Annotated in this window: 18 protein-coding genes, 1 tRNA gene and 1 pseudogene; 12 read left to right on the forward strand and 8 right to left on the reverse strand. The window is 68.6% G+C overall.

Going from position 1 to position 20,604, the window contains the following annotated elements:
* The first annotated feature begins 40 nt into the window (after positions 1-40).
* The 5 genes from FFF93_RS03395 to FFF93_RS03410 all read left to right on the forward strand — a co-directional run bounded on the left by FFF93_RS03395 (position 41) and on the right by FFF93_RS03410 (position 6,533).
* The gene (locus FFF93_RS03395; RefSeq protein WP_222424640.1) at positions 41-718 is read left to right on the forward strand and encodes a molybdenum cofactor guanylyltransferase; all 678 of its coding nucleotides are present in this window, start codon (positions 41-43) and stop codon (positions 716-718) included.
* The gene (locus FFF93_RS17015; protein ID WP_222424641.1) at positions 702-989 is read left to right on the forward strand and encodes a DUF6457 domain-containing protein; all 288 of its coding nucleotides are present in this window, start codon (positions 702-704) and stop codon (positions 987-989) included. The genes FFF93_RS03395 and FFF93_RS17015 overlap by 17 nt, the downstream gene beginning before the upstream one ends.
* Positions 986-2,449 carry a molybdopterin molybdotransferase MoeA gene (locus FFF93_RS03400; RefSeq protein WP_138770155.1) on the forward strand — a complete coding sequence of 488 codons (1,464 nt, stop codon included), beginning with the start codon at positions 986-988 and terminating at the stop codon, positions 2,447-2,449. The genes FFF93_RS17015 and FFF93_RS03400 overlap by 4 nt, the downstream gene beginning before the upstream one ends.
* An 84-nt stretch (positions 2,450-2,533) precedes the next feature.
* Positions 2,534-3,403, forward strand: a complete 870-nt coding sequence (gene fdhD, locus FFF93_RS03405; protein ID WP_138770154.1) for a formate dehydrogenase accessory sulfurtransferase FdhD — start codon at positions 2,534-2,536, stop codon at positions 3,401-3,403.
* 106 nt (positions 3,404-3,509) lie between these two features.
* Positions 3,510-6,533 carry a glycoside hydrolase family 38 C-terminal domain-containing protein gene (locus FFF93_RS03410; protein WP_138770153.1) on the forward strand — a complete coding sequence of 1,008 codons (3,024 nt, stop codon included), beginning with the start codon at positions 3,510-3,512 and terminating at the stop codon, positions 6,531-6,533.
* A gap of 213 nt (positions 6,534-6,746) precedes the next feature.
* Here FFF93_RS03410 and FFF93_RS03415 read toward each other — a convergent pair whose 3' ends face one another.
* From FFF93_RS03415 to FFF93_RS03425, 3 genes are read right to left on the reverse strand one after another with little or no spacing between them, the layout of a single operon-like run.
* On the reverse strand, positions 6,747-7,481 hold the full coding sequence (locus tag FFF93_RS03415) for a hypothetical protein (protein ID WP_138770152.1): 735 nt from the start codon (positions 7,479-7,481) through the stop codon (positions 6,747-6,749).
* Positions 7,482-7,493: 12 nt separating this feature from the next.
* On the reverse strand, positions 7,494-8,243 hold the full coding sequence (locus FFF93_RS03420) for a hypothetical protein (RefSeq protein ID WP_138770151.1): 750 nt from the start codon (positions 8,241-8,243) through the stop codon (positions 7,494-7,496).
* Positions 8,240-8,962 (reverse strand): hypothetical protein, encoded by a 723-nt coding sequence (locus FFF93_RS03425; RefSeq protein ID WP_138770150.1) that lies wholly within the window; start codon positions 8,960-8,962, stop codon positions 8,240-8,242. The genes FFF93_RS03420 and FFF93_RS03425 overlap by 4 nt, the downstream gene beginning before the upstream one ends.
* A gap of 232 nt (positions 8,963-9,194) precedes the next feature.
* Here FFF93_RS03425 and FFF93_RS03430 point away from each other — a divergent pair, with 232 nt between their 5' ends.
* Both FFF93_RS03430 and FFF93_RS03435 read left to right on the forward strand, forming a co-directional pair.
* Positions 9,195-10,865 (forward strand): ABC-F family ATP-binding cassette domain-containing protein, encoded by a 1,671-nt coding sequence (locus FFF93_RS03430; RefSeq protein WP_138770149.1) that lies wholly within the window; start codon positions 9,195-9,197, stop codon positions 10,863-10,865.
* Complete coding sequence (locus tag FFF93_RS03435) at positions 10,862-12,775, forward strand: ABC transporter ATP-binding protein (protein ID WP_138770148.1); 1,914 nt, start codon at positions 10,862-10,864, stop codon at positions 12,773-12,775. The genes FFF93_RS03430 and FFF93_RS03435 overlap by 4 nt, the downstream gene beginning before the upstream one ends.
* On the opposite strand, the gene FFF93_RS03440 is transcribed toward FFF93_RS03435, so the two are convergent.
* The 3 genes and pseudogenes from FFF93_RS03440 to FFF93_RS03450 form a co-directional block, all read right to left on the reverse strand.
* The gene (locus FFF93_RS03440; protein ID WP_138770574.1) at positions 12,772-13,203 is read right to left on the reverse strand and encodes an NUDIX domain-containing protein; all 432 of its coding nucleotides are present in this window, start codon (positions 13,201-13,203) and stop codon (positions 12,772-12,774) included. The genes FFF93_RS03435 and FFF93_RS03440 overlap by 4 nt on opposite strands.
* 66 nt (positions 13,204-13,269) lie before the next feature.
* A pseudogene (locus tag FFF93_RS03445) lies at positions 13,270-13,617 on the reverse strand (DUF6314 family protein); the annotation flags it as partial.
* A 67-nt stretch (positions 13,618-13,684) separates the two neighbouring features.
* Positions 13,685-13,757, reverse strand: a tRNA-Arg gene (locus tag FFF93_RS03450).
* 86 nt (positions 13,758-13,843) lie between these two features.
* Here FFF93_RS03450 and FFF93_RS03455 point away from each other — a divergent pair.
* The 3 genes from FFF93_RS03455 to FFF93_RS03465 all read left to right on the forward strand — a co-directional run bounded on the left by FFF93_RS03455 (position 13,844) and on the right by FFF93_RS03465 (position 16,944).
* Positions 13,844-14,614: a DUF998 domain-containing protein gene (locus FFF93_RS03455; RefSeq protein ID WP_138770147.1), complete on the forward strand. Its 771-nt coding sequence runs from the start codon at positions 13,844-13,846 to the stop codon at positions 14,612-14,614.
* Between the two features lie 301 nt (positions 14,615-14,915).
* A complete protein-coding gene (locus tag FFF93_RS03460; RefSeq protein WP_138770146.1) occupies positions 14,916-15,419 on the forward strand; it encodes a hypothetical protein in 504 nt (167 codons plus the stop codon).
* Between the two features lie 28 nt (positions 15,420-15,447).
* A complete protein-coding gene (locus FFF93_RS03465; protein WP_395858411.1) occupies positions 15,448-16,944 on the forward strand; it encodes a putative bifunctional diguanylate cyclase/phosphodiesterase in 1,497 nt (498 codons plus the stop codon).
* A 128-nt stretch (positions 16,945-17,072) separates the two neighbouring features.
* Here FFF93_RS03465 and FFF93_RS16885 read toward each other — a convergent pair whose 3' ends face one another.
* Positions 17,073-17,222 carry a hypothetical protein gene (locus tag FFF93_RS16885; protein WP_186372218.1) on the reverse strand — a complete coding sequence of 50 codons (150 nt, stop codon included), beginning with the start codon at positions 17,220-17,222 and terminating at the stop codon, positions 17,073-17,075.
* 201 nt (positions 17,223-17,423) lie between these two features.
* Here FFF93_RS16885 and FFF93_RS03470 point away from each other — a divergent pair, with 201 nt between their 5' ends.
* Entirely contained in the window at positions 17,424-18,503 is a 1,080-nt protein-coding gene (locus tag FFF93_RS03470; protein WP_138770144.1) for a hypothetical protein, read from the forward strand.
* Between the two features lie 162 nt (positions 18,504-18,665).
* Here FFF93_RS03470 and FFF93_RS03475 read toward each other — a convergent pair whose 3' ends face one another.
* Positions 18,666-19,319, reverse strand: coding sequence for a hypothetical protein (locus FFF93_RS03475; RefSeq protein WP_138770143.1), 654 nt, complete (start codon positions 19,317-19,319; stop codon positions 18,666-18,668).
* A 147-nt stretch (positions 19,320-19,466) separates the two neighbouring features.
* Here FFF93_RS03475 and FFF93_RS03480 point away from each other — a divergent pair, with 147 nt between their 5' ends.
* The gene (locus FFF93_RS03480) at positions 19,467-20,300 is read left to right on the forward strand and encodes an inositol monophosphatase family protein (protein ID WP_138770573.1); all 834 of its coding nucleotides are present in this window, start codon (positions 19,467-19,469) and stop codon (positions 20,298-20,300) included.
* Positions 20,301-20,604 lie beyond the last annotated feature (304 nt).

Genomic DNA, 20,604 nt, shown 5'->3' on the forward strand with positions numbered 1-20,604 from the left:
GCTTGCACTCTGTGCCGGCCGCTGCGGCTAGGCTGGGCGGGTGGAATTCGACGTCGTGATCCTCGCCGGGGGCAGGTCCTCCCGGCTCGGCGGCGTGCCCAAGGCCCAGCTGGCGGTTGACGGCGCCACCTTGCTGGAACTCACCCTCGCGGCAGTCCGTGGTGCGCGCCGGGCCGTGGTGGTCGGCCCGCAGGTGGGCGGCCTCCCGCCGGAGGTGCTGGGCTGCCGCGAGGACCCCCCGTTCGCCGGACCTGCCGCCGCAATCGCTGCCGGGCTCGACGCCCTGGCCGGGACCGGGAACAGCCCCGCCGTTCTGACCTTGGTGCTCGCCTGCGACATGCCGCGGGTCGCCGCCGCCGTCGGCACCCTGCTGGCTGCAGGCGAGGAGGGCCGCACGGGAGTCCCGGCCGGCCGCGACGGGGTCATGGCAGTTTCGTCGGACGGGCGCACCCAGCCCCTCGTCGGGCTTTATCGCACAGCCGCGCTACAACACGCCGTCGACGACGCGGCCCGGCGGAACGCCCTCGAGGGGGCTTCCGTCTTCGCCCTGCTTGCTAGTCTTGAACTGCGGAAGGTTCCGGTTCCGCCGGGTTCCACCGATGACGTGGACACCTGGGATGACGCTTCCGCGCTGGGGGTTTCAGACCCCGGCTTAGGCCGGTCCGGGACGGAGCGGCCGAATTCGACTTTGGAGGCAAACAGTGAAAAGCCAGGATGAAACGCTGGAAGACTGGTGCCGCGCGCTGCTCCAGGCCCTGGAGCTCGACGACGTCGAAATCGACATCAACGAAGTGCTGGGACTGGCTGGCGTGGCGGCGCATTCCATCGTCCGCCCCGCCGCGCCGCTGACCACCTTCATCGCGGGCTTCGCCGCCGGCCTGGCCTCGGGTTCAGGCCAGGCCCCAGACAGTGTGTCGATGCAGGCCGCCATGGGCGTGGCACGGAAACTCGCGAAGGAATACGCCGCCGCCGAGGCTCCCGGGGCATGACGCCTGAGCCGCCCGACAGCAGCGCCGGCCCCGACGATCCCCCGCCCACGCGGCATGCCGCCGCCGACGCCGCCTCGGTCCCCGACGACCGAGCCTCCGGAGATTCCGCCGAGGCTCCCCACCGGCACCTTGCACACGGCTGGCAGGAGGCGCGGCAGCTGGCCTTCGACTGCGCCACCCCCATCCCGGCCGCACCGGTGCCGCTCCGGCATGCGCTGGGTCGGACCCTGGCCGAGGACCTGAGAGCCCTGCATGACATGCCGCACTACGCCTCCTCCGCGATGGACGGCTGGGCCGTCAACGGCAGCGGCCCCTGGATCCTCGCCGAGCCCGGGCAGCGGCTGGCCCCGCACCAGGCCAGCCCGATCGTCACCGGCGGACTGATCCCGGCGGGCGCGAAAGCCGTGCTCCGGAGTGAGAGCGGCGTCATCGCCCCGGACGAGGACGGGCTGCCGGTCCTGAAACTCGGCGGCGGGGCCAAGCCCGGGGAACCGCGCAACGGCGACCACATCCGCAACGCCGCGCAGGAAGCCGCCGCCGGTGAGGTGCTCATCAAGGCTGGCGCCGTCCTTAACCCCGCGCACCTGGCCCTGGCAGCCCTCGCCGGACACGACGAGCTGCCGGTCCTAGGCAAGCCCGTGGTCCGGCTCGTGCTCACCGGCTCCGAGGTCGTCAGCAGCGGCGTCCCCGAACCGGGCGAGGTGCGGGACACCTTCGGGCCGCAGCTGGCCGCCGTCGTTGAAATGCTCGGCGGGATCTTCGCCGGTGAGGTCAAGATCGGTGACGCCGACGCCGAGTGGCTCGCCGCCCTTGAAGACACCGACGCCCCGGCGGCGCAGGCCGGCCCGGCCGCCGGTGACGCCGCGGAACCGCTGCCGGCCGACGTCGTCATCACCACCGGCGGCACTGGCCGTTCTGGCACCGACCATCTCCGGCGAACGGTCGCGGAACTGGGCGGCCGGCTGCTGGTCGACGGGATCGCCATGCGCCCGGGCCACCCGGCGGTGCTGGCGGAACTGCCGGACGGGCGCTTCATCATCGGGCTCCCCGGAAATCCGCTCGCCGCCATGATGGCGCTGTCCACCCTCGGCGCCCCTCTGTTGGCCGCCCTGGGCCACGGAACGCCGCCTCCGGTGACCGAGGTGCCGTGCGGAACCATGATCGACCCCGACCCCGGCCGGACCCGGCTGATGCCGTTCCGCATGGTGTACGGGATGGCATCGCCGGCGCAGCACACCGGTCCGGGCATGATGCGCGGACTGGCCGCCGCCGACGGCGTCCTGGTGGTCCCGCCGCACGGCGTGCAGCTGGGCGAGCCGGTGCCGGCGTTTGCCCTGCCGTGGGGCGCGGCGCTGCCGGAACCTGCCCCGGCGAAGACGCCCGCCAAGCCGGCCACGAAGCGTGCCGCCCGGAAGCCGGCCGCGGACGGCCCGGTGGACTGGAGCGGACTGCTTGGCTGAGGCGCGGGCAGAGTTCATGATTGATCCAGGGGCGTGCCGCCGCCGGCGGCCGACCCCGAATGCAATGCTGATGAGGAGTATCGGATGGGCCGCGTGACACAGCGCCGCAAGGTGCACAAATTTGTCCTGGACGGCTCGCCGCAGGCGCTGGAGTTCCCGGTCCGGCACCGGGAGGACGTGCTGGCGGTCGAGGAGCCACTCGAGATCCGGCTGGGCAGCCTCTCCTACTCGGTCACCATGCGGACGCCGGGCAGCGACTTCGACCTCGTCGCCGGGTTCCTGGTCTCCGAGGGGGTCATCTGGACGCCGGAGCAACTCGTCTCCCTGCGGTTCTGCGCCGGCGAGGACGAGGACGGCGTCCAGACCTTCAACGTCGTGGAGGCGCAACTGCGCCCCGACGTCGTCCGGCCGGATACCGGGCGCAACTTTTTCACCTCCAGCTCCTGCGGGATCTGCGGCACCGACTCGATCGACGCCGTGCGTAAGTCCTCGCACTTCCACCCCGCCGACGACCCGCTGACCGTGCCGGTGGAGACACTCGCCTCGTTGCCGGACCGGCTGCGGGAAGCCCAGGCCGTCTTCGACGTCACCGGCGGCGTGCACGCCGCGGGACTTTTCCGGATTTCCGACGACGGTTCCGCCGAGTTGCTCTGCCTGCGGGAAGACGTGGGCCGCCACAACGCGGTGGACAAGGTCGTCGGCTGGGCGCTGCGGGAAGGCCTGCTGCCCTTGAGCGGCACCGTGCTCCAAGTGTCGGGCCGGGCGTCCTTTGAACTCGTGCAGAAGGCGTCGCTGGCCGGAATCCCGGTGCTGGCCGCCGTCAGCGCCCCCTCCAGCCTGGCAGTGGAACTCGCCGAGGCCAGCGGAATGACGCTCGCGGGGTTCAGCCGTGGCACCACGCTCAACGTCTACGCCGGCCACGAACGCGTGTCCTCCCCGGAGGGCACCGACTAGGCGCGCGTTGGCTTAACCGCGGCGGCCGACGTAGATTTTTATCCATCGACTGGACACACGACTCGACCCCGCACGAACCACCGGCACCAGCGCGAAGAGGATCACATTGCACGACGACCGCCGTCTCACGGAAGTCCGGCTGGACCGCTTTCTGCGCGAACGCATCATCCCCGCGGTCTACCCGCGCAGCGCGCCGCTCACGCTGAGCAGTTGGGAGGCGCCGGGCGAACCCGTCCCGGCGCTCGAGGCGGTGCGGCAGCAGTTCACGCCGCAGGAGCAGGGGGAGGCCTGGGGGCGGCCCTGGAGCACCAAGTGGCTGCGGCTCCAGGGCGAGGTTCCCGATTCCTGGGGCAGTGCGGCGGACACCTGCGTGGAAATCCTCGTGGACCTCGGCTTCAGCAGCGACCTTCCGGGGTTCCAATGCGAGGGCACCGCCTGGCGGGCCGACGGCACCGTGATCAAGGCGATCTCCCCGCGCAACCAGTACATTCCCTTGAAGCTGCTGGGCAGCGGGATGTCCGTGGACTTCTACGTCGAGGCGGCGGCCAACCCGGACCTGTCCCAGGGCTGGACCTTCGCGGCGACCCCCTACGGCGACAAGGCGACCGCCGGATCCGAGCCGCAGTACCGGCTGGGCCCTGTCGTCATCGCCGAGCTCAACCAGGCCGTGTGGGAGCTGCAGCAGGACATCTGGACCCTCAGCGGGCTGATGCACGAACTGCCGATGGAGCTGCCCCGCCGGCACGAGATCCTCCGCGCCCTTGAACGGATGCTGGACGTTATGGACCCGGACGACGTGGCGGGCACGGCTGCCGCCGGCCGGGCGGTGCTCGCCGAGGTGCTGGCCCGGCCGGCCTACGCCTCGGCCCACCGCCTCCTCGCGACCGGCCACGCGCACATCGACTCCGCCTGGCTGTGGCCGGTCCGGGAAACCATCCGGAAATGCGCGCGGACCTTCTCCAACGTGGTGGCGCTCATGGACGAGGACCCCGGGTTCGTGTTCTCCTGCTCCTCGGCGCAGCAGCTCGCCTGGATCAAGGAGTCCTACCCGGAGCTCTTCGAGCGCATCCGGGAAAAGGTCAAGACCGGCCAGTTCGTCCCGGTAGGCGGCATGTGGGTCGAATCGGACAGCAACATGCCCGGCGGCGAAGCCATGGCCCGCCAGTTCCTGGAGGGCAAGAGCTTCTTCCTAGCCGAGTTCGGCGTCGAGTGCAGGGAGGCCTGGCTGCCGGACACCTTCGGCTACTCAGCCGCGCTGCCACAGATCGTTAAGGCCGCCGGGAGCCGCTGGTTCCTGACCCAAAAGATCTCCTGGAACCAGGTCAACCGGATGCCGCACCACACCTTCCACTGGGAAGGGATCGACGGCACCCGGCTCTTCACGCATTTCCCCCCGGTGGACACCTACAGCGCCGAAATCAGCGGCCGGGAACTCGCGCACGCGGAGCGGAACTACCGGGAGCACGGACGCGGCACCATGTCCCTGCTTCCCTTCGGCTACGGCGACGGCGGCGGCGGACCCACCCGTGAAATGCTGGCCGCGGCACGGCGCACCGCGGATCTGGAGGGATCCCCGCGGGTTCGGCTCGGCGCGGCCGCGGACTTCTTCGCCGCCGCCGAAGCGGAATACCCGGGGCTTCCCGTCTGGGTGGGCGAAATGTACCTCGAGTTGCACCGCGGCACGTACACCAGCCAGGCCAACACCAAACGGGGCAACCGGCGCAGCGAGCACCTGCTGCGGGAAGCCGAGCTGTGGTGCGCCACGGCTGCCGTCCGTGCCGGCGCACGCTACCCGGCGGCCGAGCTCAAGCGGCTCTGGCGGCTGGTGCTGCTGCAGCAATTCCATGACATCCTGCCGGGCAGCTCGATCGCCTGGGTGCACCAGGACGCCGAGCGGAACTACGACGCCGTCGCCCGCGACCTGGAGGCGATCATCGCCGAGGCCGCCCGCGCCATCCTGGGGGAGGGAGGGCAGGAGTTCCTGCTCAACGCCGCCCCGCACGCCCGTCACGGTGTACCGGCCCTCGCCGGCGGCATCCCCCTCCGCACGGCCGCGCCCGTCCGGTCCGCGACGGCCGGCGGCGGCTACGTGCTGGACAACGGGATCATCCGCGCCGAGGTGAACGCCGATGGCCTGCTGGTGTCGCTCAAGGACTACGGCAGCGGACGCGAGGCGATCGCCCCGGGCCAGTTCGGCAACCTCCTCGAACTGCACCGGGACACGCCCAACGAATGGGACGCGTGGGACATTGACGCGTTCTACCGACGCAACGTCACAGCGTTGACCGAGGCACGCTCCGTGACCCTGGAACGCCTCGGTGACGCTGCCGCCGTCGTGGTGGAGCGGCTGGCCGGCGCCTCCGCCGTGACCCAGCGGATCCTGCTGGAACCCGGTGCGTCCTCGCTGGCCATCACCACCGCGGTGGACTGGCAGGAACGCGAGAAACTGCTCAAGCTTGGTTTCGCGTTCGACGTCCGGGCCGACCGCTCCGCCTCGGAAACGCAGTTCGGCCACGTCTTCCGTCCCACCCACCTCAACACCTCGTGGGAGGCGGCCAAATTCGAGATCTGTGCGCACCGCTGGATCCATGTGGCCGAGCCCGGCTACGGCGTCGCGGTTTCCAACGCCGCCAGCTACGGCCACGATGTCACCCGCGCCGTTCGAGAGGATGACGGCGGCACCACCACAACGGTCCGGGTCTCGCTGCTGCGGGCTCCCAAGTACCCGGACCCGAACGCCGACCGTGGTCCGCACGAGCTGACGGTCACCGTCCGGCCCGGCGCCGGGATAGCCGACGCCGTCGAGGAGGGCTACCGCACCAACCTCGCACCGCGCGTGGTCAGGGGTGCCCGCGGTGTCGAGCCGCTGTTCACGGTCTCCAATCCCGCCCTCGTGGTCGAGGCGGTCAAACTCGCGGAGGACGGCTCGGGCGACGTGATCGTGAGGCTCTACGAATCCCTCGGGGAGCGCTCATCCGGCACGGTTTCAGCCAATTTCGACGCCGCGGGAGTGCTCACCGTGGATCTCCTGGAGCGGCCCGTGGATGCACCCGGGGTGACGACCCGGGCTGGGTCCGCGGAGCTTGAGCTGCGCCCCTTCCAGCTGCTGACCCTCCGGTTCCGGCGCTGACGCCCGTCGGGTGGTGGTGGGATAAAGAGAGCCACCTGCCGCTTAAACAGGCTGAGTGGGAGCGGTCCTTCCGGACCGCTACCACTCATCCCCCCAATGGCGCTTGCACGTTTCGCCAGGCCCGTTAGACTGAATCCCCATTCACGAAGCCGGCTAGCGTTTTCACACATTCATGATTCTCTCATGGTCTAATGATTTTGTGAACGCCCGGGCCTACTTTTTACGGAACGTTGCGGGAGCGTTATATGGCGGTCCTGCGATCTGGCCGGAAAACCAAAAGGTGAGCAGTCCCAGCACGTAGCCGAGCACCGCCACGTAGTTGATGAGCATCCGGGCCGGATCCCAGGCGTCCGGCGCGAAGGACGCCGGCACGCTCGCGATGGCCGCGGCGGCCCCCACCAGGGTTACTGCAGCGCCGGCCCGCACCAGCCGCGGCAGCGGTGTCCTGATCGTCGCCAGCAGGGGAAGCAGCAGAACGAATGAGACGAACGCCGGATAACTGCGCCCGGCCGCCGCATAGAACGGGACAAGGGCGGCATTGCGGCGGCCCTCGTCCGAGAGGGCTTCAAGCCCGGCGGAGGAACCCCCGGTGTCCATCAGCAGGAACGTGACGGTGACCGCGAGGCACGCGGCCGCCAGCCCCCAACGTCCCGGGGCGCCGGTGATCAGGCGCCGGGCGGGGGCGGCGCCAAGCCCCTTGGCCAGCCGTACGCCGACCAGGAAGACCATTCCGAAAACGAAGAAGCGCAGGATCAGGTTGGTCAGGTTCCAGCTCCCCAGCGCCTTGTCGATAGCCGAGTAGGGCTCGGGGATGCTGAGCAGGCTGCACAGCGTGGCGAGGAAGAGGATCCCGAAAACAGTCCGGTTGCGCCCGCGCAGGGCGTCGGGAATCCGGACGACCGTGGCGAGGCCGCAAACGATCAGCGTCCCCCACTGAAGCACTGCCATGTTTCTGCACTCCTAATCCGGTGCCGTGGCCGCTGGATCGGGGCGCCGGTTCCGCGGCGACGGGTGGGCCCGGAGTTTGGCCATCCAGATCAGGGCCAGTCCCAGTACGTAGCAGAGGATAGCGGTGTAGTTCACAATAAACCGCAGGATGCCCAGGCCCGGCGGGATCATCGGAAACAGCAGGCTCAAGGCGATGGCCACGGCACCCACGGACAGGAGCAGCGCCGCCGTCCGGATGAGGGCCGGGAGGCGGCTGCGGAGCACCCCGATCGTGGCCGGCAGGAGGACGAGCGCGACGTAGCTGGGGTACAGCCGTCCCGCCGCCCCGTAGTACTCGACCAGCATGGCGTTGCGGGCATCCTGCGCGGCGATCGCCTCCAGCCCGGCGGAGGACCCCGCCGTGTCCATGAACAGGAACGTCACGATCACGGCCACGCCGGCAATGGCGAGGGCAACGGCCCCGGCCCGGCCGGTGATCAGCGTCAGCGCGCGACGTGCCCCGAAAGCCCTCGCAACGCGGATGCCCACCAGGAGGATGGCGCCGAAAATGATGAAGCGGAGGATCAGGTTGGCCAGGTTGCGGCCTCCCAGCACCTGGTCGATGGCCACATAAGGCGCCCGCATGCTGAGCAGGATCGCGACGGTCATCAGCAGCAGGATGCCAAAGAGCAGGCGGTTCTCGCCGCGGCGTGCGCTCGGGATCCTGGCCGCGGCCAGTGCGCCGCAGACGGCCAGGGTGGACCATTGCAGGATTTCGATCATCCCAGGTTCTCCCAGATTTTTTCCGTTTGCGCTTGTTCTTGTTCCTGGCGGCGCAGGGTCCTTCCCAGCGCCTGCAACCGGTCGCCGGCCAGCACGGTGAGTTCGCCGTCGGAGAGTGCATCCAGCGCCGCCTGCCGCGCGCCGGGCAGCCAGCCGGCCTCGGCTTCGGTGACCAGCCCGGTGGCGACGAGCCCGCCGGTGAAACCGACGCCAGCGGCGCGCGAGGTTGCCACGGCGAGTTCGGGGGAGAGCCGGTTGGCGGTCAGTTGGGCCGAGTAGTTCTGTGGCGCGATCCCGGTGGCCGCCGACACCCGGTGCCGGAGGTCGCCGTCGTCGATGGCGTCCACCCAGTTCCGCACCGAGGTGGCGTGCGGGGCCGGACGCAGCGCCGGGGTGGCCGCGCCGCCCGGCGCGGTGCGTGCGATCACGGCGTGCAGCAAATCCGTGGTCGCGATCTGGCTGACCAGCTCGGCCGGCGTGGGCGGCCGCGATGGACCCGTCAGGCCGGCATAGCTCTCGAAGCTGGCGAGGCCGTCCAGGGGGTTGAGGCCCAGGGCCCGGCTGATGCTCACGACGGAGGATTCCGCGACCTTGCCGCGCACCAGTTGCTGCGCCAAGGTGGTTCGTTTGACGCCGGAGATCCGACAAATGTCGGCGGTGCTCATCGCCGGGGCGACACGGTGAAGCCAGTGTTGGAACGCCTTGGCGGGTAATGGCATCGAGGGGCTTCCTGCGTCGTGGAATCAAAGAGCGGGGCTAGCTTGCGATTTTACCTGCTCGTGTTCTTCAACTATGCTAGATGCTCGAACCCGCTGGTCCGTACACCCCCCAAGTCCGGACCAGCGGGTTCTTCTATGCCGGGCGGCAGGTGCGCGGATTTTCGCCGGATTTCAGCCCCGGCCGGCCGCCCCCCCAGCCGTCCGTTTTGGGCCTCGGTGAGAGAATGGACTAATGACTGCAACCCTTGTTGCCAAGGACCTTTCCGGTGGTCACGACCACCGCACACTCTTCTCCAAACTCTCCCTCACGGTCGCGCCGGGCGACGTCGTCGGCGTCGTGGGCGCCAACGGTGCCGGCAAGTCCACGCTGCTGCGGCTGCTCGCCGGCGTCGACCAGCCGCAGGAGGGCACGGTGAGCCTTGCCCCGGCCGACGCTTTTGTCGGCTGGCTGCCGCAGGAACACGAACGGATCGACGGCGAAACTGTGGCCGGCTACATCGCCCGGCGTACCGGCTGCGGGCAGGCGACGGCGGAGATGGAATCCACCGCCGAGGCGCTGGGAACCGGCGCCCCGGGCTCCGAGGACGCGTACTCGGCAGCGTTCGACCGCTGGATGGCTTCCGGCGCCGCCGATCTTGAGGAGCGGATTCCGCCGGTGCTGGCGGATCTGGGTCTCGAGGTGGGACCCGACGCGGCAATGACCGGGCTCTCCGGCGGCCAGGCCGCCCGGGTGGCGCTCGCGGCCCTCCTGTTGAGCCGCTTCGACATCGTGCTCCTCGACGAGCCCACCAACGACCTCGACCTGGGCGGCCTGGCCAAGCTGGAGTCCTTCGTCCAGGGTCTCCGCGGCGGCGTCGTGCTGGTCTCGCATGACCGGGAGTTCCTGGCCCGCTGCGTCACCACGGTGGTGGAACTGGACCGCGCGCAAAACGCCGTCGCGGTCTACGACGGCGGCTACGAGGCCTACCTGGAGGAACGCGCCGTCGCCCGCCGGCACGCGCGGGAACGTTACGAGGAGTTCGCCTCTACGAAGGCGGATCTGGTCTCGCGGGCCCGCACCCAGCGCGAGTGGAGCTCCCAGGGCGTCCGAAACGCCATGAAGAAGAATCCGGACAATGACAAGATCCGCCGGGCGGCCAGCACGGAGTCCTCCGAAAAGCAGGGCCAGAAAGTCCGGCAGATGGAATCCCGGATCGCCCGGCTGGAGGAAATCGAGGAACCGCGCAAGGAATGGCAGCTGCAGTTCAGCATCGGGGCGGCGCCGCGTTCGAGCGCCGTCGTCGCGACCCTGCGCGACGCCGTCGTTCGCCAGGGCGATTTCACCCTGGGCCCGGTGAACCTGCAGCTCAACGCCGGCGAGCGGATCGGCATCACCGGGCCGAACGGCGCGGGCAAGTCCACCCTGCTGCGCCTCCTGCTCGGGGTGACACGGCCCGACGCCGGTGATGCGTCCATGGGCGCCTCGGTGGCCGTGGGAGAAATCGACCAGGCCCGCGGCCTGCTCGCCGGCCAGCTCAAACTCGCCGACGCCGTCGAGGCGGTCCTGACGGAACTGTCCCCGGCCGAGGTCCGCACCCTGCTGGCCAAATTCGGCCTCAAGGCCGACCACACTTCCCGGCCCGTCGACTCGCTCTCGCCGGGGGAACGGACCCGGGCCGCGCTGGCGCTGCTGCAGGCCCGCGGGGTGAACCTGCTGGTCCTCGACGAGCCGACCAACCACCTTGACCTCCCCGCGATCGAACAGCTCGAGGAAGCCCTCGAAAGCTACGACGGCGCCCTGCTGCTCGTCACGCACGACCGCAGGCTGCTGGAAAACGTGCGCCTGGACGTGCGCTGGCACGTCGTCGACGGCGTCGTTACCGAACTGCAGGGCGCGAGCGCCCCGAAAGGCACGAACACATGAGCATGGACCGGGTTGCCTGGAGCTCCCTCTACAACATCACCCGCGCCTCGAGCGGCTCCAAACCGTTCTCCAAGGAGCTCCTCAAGCGCGTCTTCGGCTTCGCGCGGCCGCACCGCGGCAGGCTGATCGCCTTCGTGCTGCTGTCGATCGTGATGGCCGTGCTGGCGGTCGCGACGCCGGTCCTTGCCGGCCAGGTGGTGGATGCGATCATCGCGAAGGCGGACGCCGGAACGGTGATCTGGCTCGCCGTGCTGATCGCGGTCGTGGCCGTCGCTGAGGCCGGCATCGGGCTGGTGACGCGCTGGCTGTCCTCGACCATCGGCGAAGGCGTCATCGTGGACTTGCGCACCAAGGTCTTCGACCACGTACAGAAGATGCCGATCGCGTTCTTCACCCGGACCCGCACCGGGGCGCTGGTCAGCCGGCTCAACAACGACGTGATCGGCGCCCAGTCGGCCTTCGCGGGCACGCTCTCCGGCGTTGTCAGCAATGTGGTGGCGCTGGCCCTCACCCTCGTGGTGATGCTGAACAAGTCCTGGCTGGTGACCGTCCTGGCCATGATCCTGCTGCCGATCTTCCTGATTCCGGCCCGCCGGATGGGCTCCAGACTTGCCGAACTGCGCCGCGAAGCCGCGGAGCACAACGCCGCCATGGGCACCCAGATGACCGAACGCTTCTCCGCCCCCGGCGCCACCCTGGTCAAGCTCTTTGGCCGTCCGGACGAGGAATCCCGCGAGTTCGCGCTCCGGGCCGGGCGGGTCCGGGACATCGGCGTCCGCACCGCGATGTTGCAGTTCACCTTCGTCACGGCCCTGACCCTCGTCTCCGCCCTCGCCCTGGCCCTGGTCTACGGCCTGGGCGGCTGGCTCGCCCTCGGCGGGCAGCTGGCCGCGGGCGACGTCGTCGTGCTCGCGCTGCTCCTGACCCGCCTCTATGCGCCGCTCACCGCCTTGTCCAATGCCCGGGTGGAAATCATGAGCGCCCTGGTCAGCTTCGAGCGCGTCTTCGAGATCCTGGATCTCAAGCCGCTCATCCAGCAGAAGCCGGATGCGGTGGAATCGCCGCGCGGCCCGCTGTCCGTGGAGTTCGACGATGTCCGCTTCTCCTACCCCTCGGCGGACAAGGTCTCGCTGGCCTCCCTCGAGGACGTCTCCACCCTGGATACCCGCGGCGGCGAGGAAGTGCTGCACGGCATCAGCTTCCGGGTGGAACCGGGCCAGACCGTGGCCCTGGTGGGTTCCTCGGGCGCCGGAAAGTCCACCATCGCCCAGCTGCTCTCCCGGCTCTACGACGTCGATTCGGGCGCCGTCCGGTTCGGCGGTGCGGGAGCCGGCGCCGGGGTGGACGTCCGCGACCTGACTTTCGATTCGATGCGGCAAACCCTGGGCATGGTCACCCAGGACGGGCACCTCTTCCACGAGAGCATCGCCTCCAACCTGCGCCTGGCCAGGCCCGGCGCCAGCGAGGAGCTGATGTGGGACGTGCTGCGCCAGGCCCGGCTCGAGGACATGATCCGGTCCCTGCCGGACGGGCTGGACACCGTGGTGGGGGAGCGCGGCTACCGGCTCTCGGGCGGCGAACGGCAAAGGCTCACCATCGCCCGGCTGCTGATCGCCCAGCCGCGGGTCGTGATCCTCGACGAGGCCACGGCCGCGCTGGACTCGACCAACGAAGCCGCCGTGCAGGAAGCGCTCGGCGCCGCGCTCGAGGGCCGCACCGCCGTCGTGATCGCCCACCGGCTCTCCACCATTCGCGCCGCCGACGCCATCCTGGTGGTCGAGGACGGCCAAATTGTGGAGCGGGGGACGCACAACGAGTTGCTCGCCGCGGAGGGGCGCTACGCCGAGCTGTACCGGACGCAGTTTGCCGAGGCTACCGCGGTGGCCGCGGAGGCGGTGCCGGAGCCCTAGCCGCGGCGGTCCGCCTGGGCCGCGAGGAGCGGCAGCACGTGGTCCGTGAGCAACGGCGCCAGATCGTCCGGCAACTCGCCGGACAGGTCCAGCCAACGGATTTCGGCGATCTCCGCCGACGGGTGCGCGGTCCAGCTGCCTGGTGCGTTGATCAAGGTGGGCGCGGTGAAAACGGTGGCCTCGATCTGCGTGGCAGCCTCATTTGCGGCGTCGGCCAGCCAGCGGCCAAAGGGCACCAGGTCCCCGGGGGCCACGCTGATTCCCACTTCCTCCTCGAGCTCGCGGGAAGCGGCCTGGGCGGCGGTTTCGCCGGGTTCGGGCTTGCCGCCCGGGTGCATGAACTTGTCCGTGCCGCGCTTGCGGACGGTCAGGAGGCGGCCGGCGTCGTCGAAGACGCAGACGGCGGAGACGACGATGCGGGGATTCACGGCCGTCCTGTGCAGCGCGGATTCGAGCAGCAGGTCCTTGGCCGGGCCGGTGACGTCCCAGCGGTAGTGGAACTCGTCCGGCCCGAGCTTCGTGTACTCGACCCGGTAGGTGTCGGGGTCGCACCAGTGCGTATCCCGGTGGTCCTGCCCGCCGAAGCCGATGCGGTGGAACGGGCGGCCGTCGGGGAAGAACATGTCCATGGCGTCCGGTGTTGCCGCCGCCCGGAGCAGGTATTCGCGGCTGGCCGGCCCGGCAAAGGACGTGCCGCCGGCCGGGTTCCACTGCACGGTGCCGTCTTCGCGGAAGCGGAGGCCGCCGTCGTTGGTTTCTGTGAAGCGGACGACGCCGGTGAAGGTTCCGCGGCTGCCGGTGGCCCGGTCCAGCAGGGTCCGGTCCACGCTCCAGTCGCCCACGAGGTAGGCGCGCAGATCGAAGGGCCGTTCCTCTTCTTCACCGGCGGCCGGCAGCTGGGAGTTCAAGTGCCCTCGATTGGAATCGAACCAACGACACCGGCTTTAGGAGAGCCGTGCTCTATCCACTGAGCTACGAGGGCGGGCGTACGGGGCGGGCGGCGGTTGGCCTGCCCGTCCGGACACGGATACCAGCATACAAGGTGAGGGCACGTACTACGCTCTTCGCATGACAGCCTCTGCCGCCACCGCCTCGCGCGAACTTATCTACATCCCCGACGTGGCCACCACCCGGTTCTACCTCGGAGCGCTCGCCAAACTAAGCGTGCTGCAGTACTTCGTCGCCGAGGCCGCGGTCATCGGCGCGTGGGCGGGCCCGGAGCGGTACAGCCGGCGCACCGGGTACATCAGCGATCTCGGTGCCCTGCGGTGCGGCGAGTTTTCCGGCCGGGACGTCTGCTCGCCCGCACACCTGCTGATGAACGCCTCGTTCGTGGTCCAGGGGATCGGGATGATGGTCGGGGCGCTGCTGCTCAGCTCCGCCGTTCTCGGCGTGGCGGCCCGGGCCGGGGCCCGGCTGGCCGTTGCCCCCGGGCGGCGCTCGCCGTCCCGCGCTGCTTTTGCCGTGCGCTCACTGAGCGTGACCGCCGGCGCGGGCACCGTGGTGGTCGGACTGGTGCCGGAAGACGCCGGCTCCGGCTGGCATCTGGTGGGCGCGCTGATGTATTTCGCCGCCGGCGGGGTGGCCTTGTTGCTGGTCGGCTGGCTGTGGCGCCACCAGACACCCTTGTGCTGGTTCATCCTTGGCTGCGGCGCCGTTTCGCTGGCCGCGCTGGCGGCGGGCGGGCTGACGGGGATGAAGGTGCCGGAACCGGGCACGCTGGAACGGCTGATGGGATACCCCATCACCATCGGCATGGCGGTGCTGGGGCTGGTCGTGGCACAGCGCGTCCGGCAGGAACTCGTTGCCAGAAAGCGGGCGTTCGTGGGATCGAACTAAAGCCTCGAATACCTCGCCCAGTCATGTGGAATTTGCCCGGACCGGCCTTTCCGGCGGCACTTTTGGCGAATGCGTGTCGCGGTGGTGTCTTATGTCTCATCCACGGGCAGGCTTGCACTATTATGAGGGCATCCGCCGGAACGTTCCGGTGCCTCGTGCAGGAGCTGGCTCCAGCGCACGCCGGAATGCCGACTTGTAGCCTTTGGGGACGAATGTCTGATCAGCTAGTTGTGCCGCGCATGGCAGCGACAACGGTTTTCGGCGTCCCGGCAAATGTTCGTCCGCCACAGGTGGTGGCCCAGTGACGGTTGAAGCGCCGGTTGCTCCGGACGCCCCGGACGAGAAAATCCCGGAAGACCCCCGAGCACTTGCGGGAGCGCCCGCCGCGGCGGCTCAGTCATTGTTGACCGCGGAGCCGACGTTGGCCGCGGAGCCAACCCCGGAGCCGATCATCGGCGTCCGTCAACTCCAAGGCGGCATCATCGAAGTCGCGTTGCCGCCGAACCGTGAGATCGAGGGCCCCGAAGCACGGGCGGCCGGGGCTGCGGTCCGCACGCTCGCCGACGGCCTGCGCGTGCCCGTACTGCTGAACATCTCCGGCGTCGTCGGCGTCAGCGCGGAAGCCCGCCAGGTCTATGCTGGTTCGATTGCCGCTTCGGCATTCGCGCTGGTGGGAGAGAGCCCCGTGGACCGCGTGATCGCGCACTACCTGCTGCGCTCCAGAACCGAAACAATCCCGGCGGAGTTCTTCCTTTCGCGCACGGAAGCCCTTGAGTGGTTAAGGCCCTATACGAGTGAAAAGTGATGTTCCAGACCCCCGTCTCCATACCCTCGTGGAGGGCATTGTCCGGATCGCCAGCGGTGATCTAAGCACCAGGATTCCCCACTCCGGGGCGCGCGACGACGTCGCGGCGGTGATTGCCGGAATCAACCTGATGGCCGACGATCTGCAGACCATTTACCAGGAGCTCGAGGAGCGCGTCGAGAGCCGGACCGCCATGCTGCGCCAAGCGCAGGTGGAGCTCGAGCGGATGGCGCTGACGGATCCGTTGACCCAGTTGGCCAACCGGACTGCCCTGAACTCGGTGCTCAGCCACGCGCTAGCCGAGACATCCCGCGGTGAGCAGCCGCCGGCCCTGCTGATCCTCGACCTCGACTCCTTCAAGGGCATCAACGACACGCTGGGCCACAGCGCGGGCGACGATGTCCTGCGTGTGATTGCCCGGCGTCTCCAGGACGCAGTCCGGGCCACGGATACCGTGGCGAGGCTGGGCGGCGACGAATTCGCCGTCATGCTGCCAAAATCCAACCTGGTGCGTGCCCGTCGGGTCGCCAACAGGATTCTCAAGGCGCTCAGCGAGAGCCTGGACATCGGCGACCTCCGGATCACCTGCGGCACGAGCATCGGCGTGCGCGTGGCCGAGCCCGGGCAGTCCGTGGATGACCTGGTGATGGAAGCTGACACGGCCATGTACGCCGCCAAGGCACAGCCGCACAGCGGGATCAAGATCTTCGAACCGGCGCTGCTCTACGCCCGGCGGTTGCAGAGCCTTATGGTCACCGAGATGCGTGAAGCGATCCTCCAGGACCAGCTGACCCTGCACTACCAGCCGGTGGTGGAGCTCGCCACCGGCCGGATCGAGGGCGTCGAGGCGCTGGTGCGCTGGAACCACCCTGAGCGCGGGCTCCTGATGCCGGACCAGTTCATTCCGCTGGCAGAAGAGACCGGGATGATCGTGGAACTGGGGCACTGGGTCCTGCGCACCGCGGTCCGGCAGTTGCGCGACTGGCAAGACCGGTTGCCGCTGGATAGCGAATTCTCCGTCCGGGTGAATATCTCCACCACCGAGCTGCAAAACCTCGAACTCATCGAGCACGTCCAGGACATCCTCCGCGAGACCGGTGTGGATGCGTCCAACCTGATCATCGAACTGACGGAATCGATGGCCGTCACCGGCGGTGATGTGGACAAGTACTCGCTCAGCGGGCTGCGCCAGCTCGGCGTGCAGCTTGAGATCGACGACTTTGGCACGGGCTACTCCTCGATCAGCTACCTCCGCCGGCTCCCCGTGAACGTGGTCAAAATTGACCGGAGTCTGATTGCGGGCCTGGGGACGGACGAGGAGCAGGGCGGCTTTGTCGAGGCCGTGCTGCACCTGATCCACGCCTGCGGGCTCAAAGCGGTGGCCGAGGGTATTGAGACTGCCGAACAGGCCGAGGAACTGATCCGGTTGGGTTGCGGGAGCGGCCAGGGGTATTACTTTGGACGCCCGGCACCGGCGGAAGCCGTGGAGGAAACCCTTTGGCAGTGGAGCGCAGTTTCGGAGTAATGCTCCGACGGAAAGAACGACGGCGGTGCGGCCGGCGTGTTTGCGGGCGGCGTGTTTGCGGCCGGACATAACAAAGGGCGGGGACTGGACGTAAATCCGGTCCCCGCCCTTTGCGGTTGCTGTCAGTTCTACTTGGTGGTGGAGTTCGGCCACCAGTCCGGCGCTGCCACAACCGTGCTGCCGGAGTTGCCACCGGTAGCCGAGACAGCTGCTGAGGCGGAGAGCCCTGCGGCGGCCAGGGCTCCGGCGACGAGGAGGGTTGCGATGGTCTTCTTCATGTAGGACTCCTGTTACGTGAGGGACGGATGTGACTCAAGTGGTGCAGATTTAGTATAGGGTCCACCGACACGCCGTCAGGTAACGATTTGTCTCAGCTGCACGAAAACTGTGTTATTTGCGCGTGAATATTGCCAATTCCCCCCGCCGAAATTATGCGTGTGCTGTACGGATTTACGCCGGTGGCAACGGATAATTGATACATGCTTGAGAAGATAGCCTCTACGGCTTACGTCGCGGCAGAGCTCAAAGCTCGCAGTCACCGGGACAACCACGAGTTCGCCGCGGCGGCTAGCAGTGCGCACGACGCTGCCGCGATTGCTCTGGCCGAAGGCGATCCTGCGGCTGGTTGGGCGATGAAGTACTTCCAGGCAGAGAATTTGATGGACGCTGGCGACTTTGAAAAGTGCGCCGACTTGGCCCGCGAGCTCATTGATCACCCTCACACCGCGCCGGAGGAGCAAACACAAGCGCGGGCACACATTTTGCTCTCGAAGGCATGGCAGGGAGCGGGACTTCTAGAGAGTGCCGCGGAAGCCGCTCGTACGGCTGCAGAGCTCACTTCGGATGAGGCCGATATTGAAATTAATGTGAAGGCGAGGCAAGCATTAATCGCGGCCCTTGCGGATGGCGGCAGGCTCGTCGAGGCTTGGAATGAGAGTCGGGTGCTGGCCAGCATAATCTCGGAAGACCTGGACGATCAAGTGGCAGGCAAGGCCTATTGGGTCATTGGAAACGTTGCCTTTTTATCCAACCGGGTGGGGGAAGGCCTTCGCTATCACGAGTTGGCTGCCACGACCTTCTCGCCCTCGAGAAACCTCGATGTCTGGGCCAAATTCAACAAGGCATCTGCCGCAATGCGCTTAACGGCTGATGTGGCCGACACCGACACGCTGCGATGCATAGAACGCGCGGAGTTGGCGACTGACGTCATCGGGGGGACCGCCAATGACTATCTCCTCCTCCGGCTTAATCGAGCCCACTGGAACCTTCTGGCGGGAGACCCTGAAGGGGCGGTAGCTCTTCTTCAAGACCTCTGCGGCACGGAGGATCAGCTTGCGCCTCAAAGAGCAGGCGAGGCGTGCTTCCTCCTCGGACGCGCATATTTGGCCCTTGGGAAAAATTCCCTGGCTCGCGACTGCCTCCTGCGGGCCGCCAGTAACTTTGATGCATCTGGCGCTCCCCACCGCGGCCAGCAAGCCCGCGACTTCCTCAGGGCCGAACTAGGCCGGGCATCCTTCTGGTCCTGGCTCGTCCACGTCACGGGCTTCGACCGCAACTGACACCGTTTCCTGAGCATGCCCTCCGCCCGCGTCGTGCAGTGGACATATAGGGCATGTGCTCATTCGCCGGGGGCAGGAATGGGCATGTCCATCGCGGCTAGGAGTGGGCATGTCCATCGTGCCGCGAGTCTCGGGGCTCCGTGTCCGCAGAATCCCGATCCGCTAGGCCCGGGCGGAACCCGCAGCGTCGGCCCGCCCCGAAGCAGACTTCCGGCCTAGGAACACAGCCGCGCCGCCGACCACGAGGCTCAGGATCAGGAGGATCCAGCCGGCCAGCGTGAGCCCGGACGCCAGGGCGACCTGGCCGCCGTCGGGCGTCTCCGCGGACATCATGGCGTCGATCGCCGCGTTCCCCCACAGCCGCACCACGGCGAACAGCAGCGGCACCGCCCACAGGGCCCAGCGGAGTCCCTTCCGGGCCACATTCGTCCCGATCAGCAGCAACCAGGTGAAACCGAAGATCAGCGGGAACAGCGTCCCGGCAGTCTTGTGCACGTAGTTGAGCTGTCCGCGGGCGTCCCCGTCCATGGCCGTGCGCAGCTGCTCCACAAAGCCCTGGTCGAAGCCGCCGAGCAGCGAATCGGGCATCGGGAGCCCGCCGCTGAGTTGCGTGAGCTGGTTCAGGGTCAGCAGGTGGACGTACCAGAACAGGAACAGGCTCGCCACGACGCCCGCGATCAGGATCAGGTTGCTGTTGCCCTGTGCCTTCTGCGGGGACCGCGTGGTGCTGGGATTAATCACCGCGGGCAGGTGGTGCTGGGGGACGGCCGCGCTCGCGCCGTGCTTCTTGATCCGCTGGGCGGGTGTCTTGGCCATGGCACCATTATCGCCTTTCCCCGGAGCCGCGCCGGCCGGTCCAGGGCTGGCGCCGCGTCGAGGCCACGCGCCTGTTCAGCGCCGCGCGGCGCCCGATAGGCTGAATGAGTGAGCGAACTAGGCAGCAACGAACTTGGCAGACACCGGATGGGCCGGCACAGCACGGCGGAACTCAGCTCCGAACTGGACGACTACCAGCTGGCCGAGGCCCTGGTGCGGGAGGCCGGCAACCTGGCGCTGCTGATGCGGCAGGGCGGCCTGGAGGGGCAGCAGAAGACCTCCGTCTCCGACGTCGTGACCGCGGCGGACCACGCCGCCGAGGCCTATGTGCTCGAACAGCTCCAGCGCTGCCGGCCCGACGACGGCATCCTCGGCGAAGAGGGGGCCTCCCGGCAGGGCAGCAGCGGCCGCACCTGGGTGATCGACCCGGTGGACGGCACCTATAACTTCCTGCACGGCTCCAGTTACTGGTGCTCGGCGATCGCACTGAAGGATTCGTCCGGAGCGCTGCTCGGGGCCGTTTTCCAGCCCGAGGAGGACAAGCTCTGGCTCGGCGGCACCACGCGGGCTGCCACGCTCAACGGTGAGCCGCTGACGAGTTTCCGGCCCCTCGACGCCGGCGGCCGCGGCCGGGCCGAGGCGCAGCTGGCGGAGCTGGGAGCCGCCACGTACATCCATCCAACGTGGCTTGCCGACCCGATGTGCGCCATGCCCTGGCATGCCGCGGCGACCGCGGCGGCGGCGCTGCGCATGTTTGGTTCGGGCTCGTGCGACCTCGGCAGGGTGGCCGACGGCGAGCTGGACTGCTGGTTCCAGCACAGCTCCCCGGAGTGGGACTGGCTGCCAGGCCAGGCGATCGTGCACGCCGCCGGCGGCGCCACCGACGTCGTCCGCGTCAACGGCCTCGAGTGGTTTGTCGCCGGAGGTACGACGGCGGTGAAGCAGCTCCGCGCTGCGCTGGAATCAGGCTCCGTCGGGTAGGAAGTCCCGGGGCCGCCAGGGATGGGCATGCTCATTTCCCGGGCCCGGCAGCGATGGGCATGCTCGCTCCTCGCCGCAGCGGATGGACATGCCCGTTCCCCGAGCCTGGCACGGCTGGACATGCTCACGCCTTGCAGGACCGGACGGGCATGCTCAATCCTTGCCGCGGCCGATGAACATGGCCATTCCCCAGGAGCAGTACGGATGGACATGCTCATCCGTCAGCCCTAAGCGTGGACACAATGGCAATATGTCCACGCCTGCGCCCAGAGGATGGGCATGTCCGTCGGGGTGGGAGAGCTGC

The sequence above is a fragment of the Arthrobacter sp. KBS0702 genome, assembly GCF_005937985.2.
Classification (GTDB): Bacteria; Actinomycetota; Actinomycetes; order Actinomycetales; family Micrococcaceae; genus Arthrobacter.